At 64.5% G+C, this 8035-nt stretch carries 5 protein-coding genes and 1 pseudogene; 1 reads left to right on the top strand and 5 read right to left on the bottom strand.

Annotated elements, in window-relative coordinates:
- A pseudogene (locus tag J2X24_RS19020) lies at positions 1-485 on the bottom strand (AraD1 family protein); the annotation flags it as partial.
- A gap of 144 nt (positions 486-629) precedes the next feature.
- Between J2X24_RS19020 and J2X24_RS19015 the strand changes: the two are divergent.
- A complete protein-coding gene (locus J2X24_RS19015) occupies positions 630-1664 on the top strand; it encodes an aldose epimerase family protein (protein ID WP_209725053.1) in 1035 nt (344 codons plus the stop codon).
- Here J2X24_RS19015 and cobA read toward each other — a convergent pair.
- From cobA to nirB, 4 genes are all read right to left on the bottom strand, one after another.
- Positions 1608-2405, bottom strand: coding sequence for a uroporphyrinogen-III C-methyltransferase (gene cobA, locus J2X24_RS19010; RefSeq protein ID WP_209725051.1), 798 nt, complete (start codon positions 2403-2405; stop codon positions 1608-1610). The two genes, J2X24_RS19015 and cobA, sit on opposite strands and share 57 nt — an antisense overlap.
- Positions 2395-5061: a nitrate reductase gene (locus J2X24_RS19005; protein ID WP_209725049.1), complete on the bottom strand. Its 2667-nt coding sequence runs from the start codon at positions 5059-5061 to the stop codon at positions 2395-2397. Before J2X24_RS19005 ends, cobA begins: the two co-directional genes overlap by 11 nt.
- A gap of 148 nt (positions 5062-5209) precedes the next feature.
- Entirely contained in the window at positions 5210-5545 is a 336-nt protein-coding gene (gene nirD / locus J2X24_RS19000; protein ID WP_209725047.1) for a nitrite reductase small subunit NirD, read from the bottom strand.
- Complete coding sequence (gene nirB, locus J2X24_RS18995; RefSeq protein WP_209725045.1) at positions 5542-8034, bottom strand: nitrite reductase large subunit NirB; 2493 nt, start codon at positions 8032-8034, stop codon at positions 5542-5544. Before nirB ends, nirD begins: the two co-directional genes overlap by 4 nt.
- Between the last annotated feature and the right edge of the window lies 1 nt (position 8035).

Below are 8035 nucleotides of genomic sequence, written 5' to 3'. Positions count from 1 at the left end.
TCCTGGGCAAAGGCAGGGGAGGTCAGGGCCTTGCCCGGACCGACCAGGGTGTGGCCATTGCCCTTGTAGAACCATTCCGGCTGGGCGCCGACTTCACCCGCCTTGGGCTTGCCGTCCTTCACGCCCATCAGGAACATGCGCATGGAATCGGTTGTTTCCGCTGCCGCCTTTTCGTGCATGCGCTGGCGGCCTTCGGCCGAGCCCAGGTGGGTCAGGCCTGTGCCCGTCACATGCAGGTGAGCGGGATCGGGATGGTCGATTGGCGCCAGGACGCGGCCTTCAGACAGCGCCAGATCGACATCGACGGTTTCGCCGAGACCCTGCGTCGCCACCTGGTCGGCGATCGAGCGGCCGGCCTTAATGGCGGCCATGGCCAGTTCATAGGTCGAGGACACGCCTTCGATCACGCGAGCGCCATCCGCATCCGCCGCGAGAACCTGACGGACACCGTCCGAACTGACAACCTGAATGAGACGGTACGACATAAGCGTTTCCTGTTTGAGCGATTTGATGGTTGGTGTAGTCGGCGCCTCCCCAAATGTCAATTGTCTGAGGAATAGGTTCGGAAGCGATTTACAGGGGCGATGCGGCGATTTAAGACCACTACCAAATCCTATTCAGGGACGCCAATGACCAGCCGCCGATTTGTCTTTGACCACCTGCCTTACGGTCGTGAGATCGAGGCTGTTACCCTCCAGAGCAGCCGTTTAAGCGCCACCATACTGGCCTATGGCGCCACCCTGCAAAGCCTGATGGTGCCGGATCGCGACGGGGCCATGAAGGATGTCGTGCTGGGTCATGACACACTTAAGCCCTATATCGAACAGCCGGACTATCTGGGCGTCACGGTTGGCCGCTATGCCAATCGCATTGCTGGCGGACGGTTTGCGCTTGAGGGCAAGACCTATCAGCTGACACGGAATGATGGCGACAACAGTCTGCACGGCGGTTTGCAGGGCTTCGACAAGATTGACTGGACCATTGATGCGGTGGGCGACGATTATGTCCGCATGTCGCGCGTCAGTCCGGACGGCGAGCAGGGTTATCCCGGTGAATTGACCGTGGCGGTGACCTTTACGCTATCGGACACAGACCTGCGCATCGACTATGAAGCGACAACGGACGCCCCGACCATCATCAACCTGACCAACCACGCCCTGTTCAATTTCGGCAGCGGGCTCGACGCCGAACTCACCCTGGCCGCGGACGCGTATACGCCGATCGATGGCACACTGATCCCCACCGGTGAGTTGCGCGATGTGACGGGTACGGTGTTCGATTTCCGCGCAGGACGGCGTCTGAATGATGGTGTGCGCAGGGCTGATGACGCGCAGGTCGCCATCGGACGCGGCTATGACCATAATTTCGTCCTGCGGGGCGGCAAGACGGCTGAACCCAAACAGGCCGCGCGGTTGTTCGATCAGTCAACGGGCATTGGTCTGGATATCCTGACGACCGAGCCGGGCATCCAGCTTTATACGGGCAACTTCCTGATCGGCACGCTGCCCGGCAAAGGCGGTATTCTGTATCGCCAAGGGGATGGCATTGCTTTGGAAGCGCAGAACTTCCCCGATGCGCCGAACCAGCCGGAGTTTCCGAACCCTGTCCTACGACCGGGCGAAACTTACCGCCAAACCACGATCCATCGGTTCTTCACCCGATAACGGCAGGGTATTGCCCAGACGCGCATAGCGAAAGGCCGGACCGACAGCCATCAGGACCGGGCCTTCCCAGGCTTGCGCCGCGACTAGCGCCGACAGTTCGCGCAAGGTGCCACTGACTGCGCGCGCGGTGCTGCGGCCGGCGTTTTCGACCGCCAGGACTGGCGTGGTCAGCGAACGGCCGGCCTTGAGCAGGGCGGCTTCGATATGGCCAGCGTTGTGTGACGACATGTAGAAGACCAGGCTGGCTTCCGGGTCGGCGACCAGCCCGTCGCGCAGGTCGACGCCGCCGTCCTTGGTGCGGCCGGTCAGGAAGGTCACCGAACGCGCTTCGCCGCGGTGGGTCAGCGGGAAGTCGAACTGGGCCGCTGCCGCGCTGGCGGCCGTGACGCCGGCCAGGGTCTTGTGCGGAATGCCGTGCTGGTCGAGATACTGGCGCTCTTCCTCGACGCGGCCGAAGACGGACGGATCTCCGCCCTTGAGGCGCACAACGTGCAGGCCGCGCCGCGCCAACCGGACCATCAGGGCATTGGTCTTGTCCTGCGGGACGCTCAAACGATCGCCGCGCTTGCCGACGCAGATCTTGACGCACTTTTGCGGGGCCAGGGCCACGATATCCTCGCTGACCAGGGCGTCGTACAGAAGCGCCTGCGCCGATTGCAGGGTCTTCATGGCGCCGACGGTCAACAGGTCGACGTCACCGGGGCCAGCCCCGACCAGAGAGACAAAACCATTACGCTGCATTGGCCTTCTCCATCGCTGCGATACGCGCGATCATTCGGGTGATTTCGGGGCGGCACGATCCGCATTGCGTGCCGGCGCTGGTGCAGGCGCCGACGGCATCTGCCGTGTGGCAGCCATCGTGGATGGCGGCTTCGATCGTCTTGACGCCGACGGCGCGGCAGGCGCAGACCAGCGGGCCCTGGTCCTCGACGCCCGGCAGGCGGCCCAGCAGGACGGCGGCGCGGTCGGCGGCCTCAAGCGTTTCATCGCCGAAGCGCTCGGCCAGCCAGTCGCGGCCGGGCAGGGCCTTGGCGATCGGGGCGATAAAGGCGACGGACTTCAGGCGGCCATTTTCGATATGGACGCGGCGGGTGACGCCGCTGGCCGGGTCGTCAAGCGTCAGCATGCCGTCCGCGCGCATCAGGGTGTCGAAGCCGATGGCGCGGTCGCGGCCGGCGATCTCATAGACTTCGCAATGTGCATAGGGCGTGCGGCGCCAGATGACATTGCGGTCGAATTTCAGTTCATCGTCGGTATGGATGATGAAGCCGTGCCAGTTTTCGCCATAGGGCTTGATCGTCGCCGGCGTGTGCTTGAATTCCGGCTGGCCCGACATCGGATCGACGGCCGGATTAATCAGCGGATTGCTGCGGCCGAATGGCGCAAACGACCGCGTCCAGTGCATCGGCACGGCGATTGAGCCCGGGCGCACATCGTCGGTCACCTTGGCGCGGAAGACAGCGTCGCCATGGAAGGTGACGACCTGGCACAGGCGCTTGTCGGTGATGTAGAACTTTTCGGCGTCCTGCGGGTGGATTTCGACGAAGGGCTCGGGCACGTGCCGGTTCAGCTCGGGCGCCAGGGCCGTGCGCGTCATGGTGTGCCACTGGTCGCGGACGCGCGCCGAATTGAGCGACAGCGGGAATTCCGGCGTTGTCGCATTGGCGGGGCCCATGGCCTTGACGGCCTTGAGGCGCGCGCGGCCCGACGGCGTGTTGAAGCGGCCGTCGCCGAACAGGCGCGAAGCGGGCTGGCCGCCGGCCGGGTAGGGCCAGCGCACGGGCGACAGGCTGTCATATTCGGCCTTCGACTTGCCGGCCAGGCCGCCGATGTCGAGGAAGCGCGTGCCGTTGTTTTCAAATGCCGTCATCGCCGCCCATTCGGAGAAGACCTCGCTCGAGTCGCGCCAGCCAAAGCCTTCGTAACCCATGCGCTGCGCGACTTCGGCGATGATCGCCCAGTCGGCGCGGACTTCGCCGGGGAGGGACGAGATGCGGCGCTGACGCGAAATGACGCGTTCGGAATTGGTGACCGTGCCGTCTTTTTCGCCCCAGGCGGCGGCCGGCAGCTGGACGTGCGCCATGGCCATGGTGTCGGTGCGTTCGATAACGTCGGAGACGACGACCAGCTCACAGCGGCGCAGGGCTTCTTCGATGAAGTCGGCGTCCGGCATCGAAATCATCGGGTTGGTCGCCATGACCCAGACGGCCTTGACGGTGCCAGAGTGGATGGCCTTGAACATGTCGACGGCCTTCAGGCCGGGCTTGGGCGCGACGGTCGGGCTGTTCCAGTAGCGCTGGACGCGGTCGCGCGAGGCGTCGTCGAAGTCCATGTGCGCGGCCAGCATGTTGGCCAGCCCGCCGACTTCACGGCCGCCCATGGCGTTGGGCTGGCCGGTGATCGAGAAGGGCGCGGCGCCTGGCTTGCCGATCTTGCCCGACAGCAGGTGAGCATTGATCAGGCTCAGCCCCTTGGCGACGCCTTGGGCCGATTGGTTCGAGCCTTGGCTGAACAGGCTGACCGTCCTTGGCGTGTGCATGAAGGCGTCGTAGAAGTGCTTCAGGTCCACGACCGAGATGCCGCAGTCGGCGGCGACCGCCTCCAGGCTCTGGTCGTCTTCGAACAGGCTGAGCGACAGGGCCGTATAGCCTTCGGTGTGGTTGGCGATGAAGTCGCGATCGAGCGCGTCGTGCGTGATGAGGTAGGCGCACAGGCCGTTCCACAGACGGACATCGGTCTGCGGCTTGATCATCAGATGCAGGTCGCACGACTTGGCAGTGTCGGTGCGCTTGGGGTCGATGCAGATGCGGCGCTGGTTGGTGTTCTGCTCGATGCGGCGGAACAGGACCGGGTGGGTCCAGGCAGCATTGTGGCCGGAAAAGACCAGCAGTTCGGCCTCTTCGACGTCCTCGTAGATGGCAGGGACCAGGTCTGCGCCGAAGGCCTGCTTGTGCGCGACGACCGCCGACGACATGCACAGGCGCGAATTGGTGTCGACATTGGCCGTGCCGATATAGCCCTTGGCCAGCTTGTTGACCGCGTAATAGTCCTCGGTCAGCAACTGACCGGAGACGTAAAAGGCGACCGAGTCGGGGCCGTGTTTGTCAACAATGGCGCGGAACTTGTCCGCGACGGTGGACAGGGCGTCGTCCCACGAAGCCGCTTCCATCTGGCCGTCGGCGTTGCGGATCTTCGGCTGGAGGAGGCGGCCGTTCAGGCCGAAGGTGTTGCCGAGCGCCGTGCCCTTGGAGCACAGGCGGCCCTGATTGGCCGGGTGCAGGCCGTCGCCGGTGACGGCGAGGGCGCGGTTTTCGCCTGGTGCCGCCGACACACCGCAGCCGACCCCGCAGTAGGGGCAGGTGGTCTTGACGGTATGAGGTTCGGCGTCACGGGGCATATCGGGGTTCCGGATAATTCCCCTCTCCCTGCTTGCGGGGAGAGGGTGGCTTAGCTTGCTAAGCCGGGTGAGGGGCCTCTTCCGTAGTGGCCCCGCCCACCGCCTTCGGCGGTCCCCCCTCCCCATAAATGGGGAGGGCGAAGTGGGATTAGCTATTTAGTCCAAGGAGGATGCGGCCATCCTCAATCATCAGCGGTACGACCGGCGTGCAGCCCTTGCCGGCGTCGGCGCCCAGGGCCTGGCCCGTCTCGAGTGAGATCGACCAGTTGTGCAGCGGGCAGGCGACGGCCTTGCCGTGGACGATGCCTTCCGACAGCGGCCCGTTTTTGTGCGGGCAGCGGTCGAAGATGGCAAAGTATTCGCCCGAGACGGTGTGGAAGACCGCGACGGCGCCGAGATCGGTTTCGACACGACGCGCGCCCTGATAGGGCACATCGCTGGCGGCGCCGACATCGGTCCAGTGGATGACTACGGAGGCGTTCATTCGGCCGGTTCCTGAGCTTGCGTTTGGAGGTGATCTTGCGAGACGCCCTGGCGCAGGTCGGCCAGCGGCGAGAAGACCTTGGCGGGCGCGGATTTCGGCGCGTGCTCGGCCCACGGATCGACCTGGTAGACGTCCTGGCTTTCCTTGAAGCGGGCGACGAGGGCGGCGCGATCCGCCGGATCGGCCAGGCCGTCCTTGACGAACTGCAGGCCGACGCGTTCGATCCACGGCGCGGTGCGTTCCAGGTACCAGGCGTCTTCGCGGTAGAGCTGGACGAAGGCCATCGACCATTCCAGCGCTTCCTCTTCGGTCGCGACCTTGGTCAGAAGATCGGTGACGCGGACGTGGATGCCGGCATTGCCGCCGACGTGCAGCTCATAGCCGCTGTCGACGCAGACGACGCCGAAGTCCTTGATGGTGGCTTCCGCGCAGTTGCGCGGGCAGCCCGAAGCGGCCATCTTGAACTTGTGCGGCATGTAGCTGCCCCAGGTCGCCTGCTCAAGCTTGACGCCGAGACCAGTCGAGTCCTGGGTGCCGAAGCGACACCATTCCGAACCGACGCAGGTCTTTACCGTGCGCAGGGCCTTGGCGTAGGCGTGGCCCGACACCATGCCGGCGGCGTTGAGGTCAGCCCACACGGCGGGTAGATCCTCTTTTTTGACGCCGAACAGGTCGAGACGCTGACCGCCGGTGACCTTGACCATAGGGACATTGAACTTGTCGACGACATCGGCGATGGCGCGCAGTTCCTTGGCCGAGGTCAGGCCGCCCCACATGCGCGGCACTACGGAGTAGGTGCCGTCCTTCTGGATGTTGGCGTGGTTGCGCTCATTGACGAAGCGCGAGCGCGGGTCGTCGTGATAGGCGCGCGGCCAGGCGCACAGCAGGTAATAGTTGAGCGCCGGGCGGCACGACGAACAGCCGTCGGGCGTCGTCCATTTCATCGCCTGCATCACGTCAGGGATGGTCTTCAGCTCTTGCTCGACGATCGCCTTGCGGACGACAGCGTGGCCGTGCTCGGTGCACTTGCACATCGGCTTCGGGCCAGTCTGGGCCTTGAACGAGTCGCCGAGCGTGCACTTCAGCAGGCTTTCGACGATGCCGGTACACGAGCCGCAACTTGCTGACGCCTTGCAGTGGCCGCGCACCTTGTCCAGCGTGTCGTTACCAGCGGTGATCGAGGCGACCACCTGGCCCTTGGACACGCCATTGCAGCCGCACACTTCGGTGTCGTCAGGCCATGCTGCAACGGCGCTAGAGGGGTCCGTGCCGGCCAGTGCATTCGTAACGGCCTGGCCGAAGATCAGGGTGTCGCGGATTTCGGCGACGCTTTCGCCCTTCTTGATCAGGTCGAAATACCAGCCGCCGTCGGTCGCTTCACCGAACAGGACCGCGCCGACCAGCTGGTCGTTCTTGATGACCACGCGTTTGTAGACGCCCCGGCCCGGATCGCGGAAGACGATGTCTTCGCAGCCTTCGCCGCCATTGAACTGACCGGCGGAGTAGAGGTCGACACCCGAGACCTTGAGGCGCGTCGCCAGTTCCGAACCGGCATAGGCAGCTTCGACATTAGCTTCAGTCAGGACGTCGGCCAGGGTGCGGCACATGTCCCAGATCGGCGCCACTAGGCCGTAGCAGACGCCGCGGTGCTGGACACATTCGCCGACGGCGAAGATCGAGGGATCGGACGTGCGCATCTGGTCGTCCACGACGATGCCGCGCTCGACCGTCAGGCCGGCGGCCTTGGCGGGCTCGACGTGCGGGCGGATGCCGACGGCCATGACCAACAGCGATGCTGGGATAATGCGACCGTCCTTCAGCTTCAGGCCTTCGACGTGGGTTTCGCCAAGGATGGCTTCGGATTGGGCATTGAGGATCGAGTTGACGCCGCGTTCCAGCAGGGCCTTTTCGAGCAGGCGGCCGGCAGCTTCGTCGAGCTGGCGCTCCATCAGGACGTCGACCAGGTGGATGACGGTGGCCTTCATGCCGCGCTTGGCCAGGCCGTACGCTGCTTCCAACCCAAGAAGGCCACCGCCGATAACGACCGCTTCACCGCCCTTTTCCGCGGCCTTTTGCATGGCGTCGACGTCATGCAGGTCGCGGAAGGCGACGACACCCGAAAGGTCGGCGCCGGGCAGGGGCAGACGGATGGGGTCGGAACCGAGGGTGAGGATCAGCTTGTCGTAAGCGATAGTCTGGCCGTCGTGCAGGACGACGTGCTTCATGGCGCGATCGATCGACTGCACCCAGTAGCCGAAGTGCGTCTTGACGCCGTTCGAGTCGTACCATTCCTGGCTGTGCGTGACGATCTGTTCGAAGGTTTTTTCACCCGCCAGGACCGGCGACAGCTGGATGCGGTCGTAGGTGGCGCAGGCTTCGGCGCCGATGATCGAGATTTCGAATTTCGTATCGTCGCGCTTGAGGATTTCTTCGACGATCCGTCCCCCGGCCATGCCGGCCCCGATGACAACAATCTTTTCCTTGGTCATG

It is taken from the genome of Asticcacaulis solisilvae (assembly GCF_017875235.1).
Taxonomy (GTDB): Bacteria; Pseudomonadota; Alphaproteobacteria; order Caulobacterales; family Caulobacteraceae; genus Asticcacaulis; species Asticcacaulis solisilvae_A.
The sequence above is the reverse complement of the archived record's forward strand: the minus strand, read 5'-3'. Positions and strand labels throughout refer to the sequence as shown.